1 pseudogene is annotated in these 422 nt (G+C 56.6%); it reads right to left on the reverse strand.

Annotated features, from left to right (window positions below):
- Positions 1–422, reverse strand: a pseudogene (locus KI811_RS18415) (hypothetical protein); the annotation flags it as partial.

Consider the following 422-nt stretch of genomic DNA (forward strand, 5'->3'; position numbering starts at 1 on the left):
CTCAGTTCCAGGTCGGTGTTCTTGAAACCCTGCAGGTAGGCTGCCGCGCCAAAGGCGAGGTCGCCACCATGTCCCGATTCGTTGTCGAGGCCGAAGATAACGTTGCGGCCGCCGTACACGGACAGTGCAACGGGACCGACGTTCTTGAGATCGATCTGGCCGCCGTCGATGATGGCCGACCCGGCTGCCTGGTTGATAAACTGGCGTCCGAGACGGACATCGACCTTGTCGTACAGATCGCGATACTCACCATAGAGGTAGTAGAGTCTGCTGTTGAATCCTTCGCCGTTGTTCAGGTCCTGAGTGATCCTGCCGTAGCCGTAGATCGAAGCCTTTCCCTCTTTGTCGAGGTTGGTGACCGACAGGCGCAGGTACTCACCAAGCTCTACCTGTTTCCGGTCGTTGAAATAATTGTTGAACCA

This window comes from Geobacter hydrogenophilus (genome assembly GCF_018501225.1).
Lineage (GTDB): Bacteria > Desulfobacterota > Desulfuromonadia > Geobacterales > Geobacteraceae > Geobacter > Geobacter hydrogenophilus.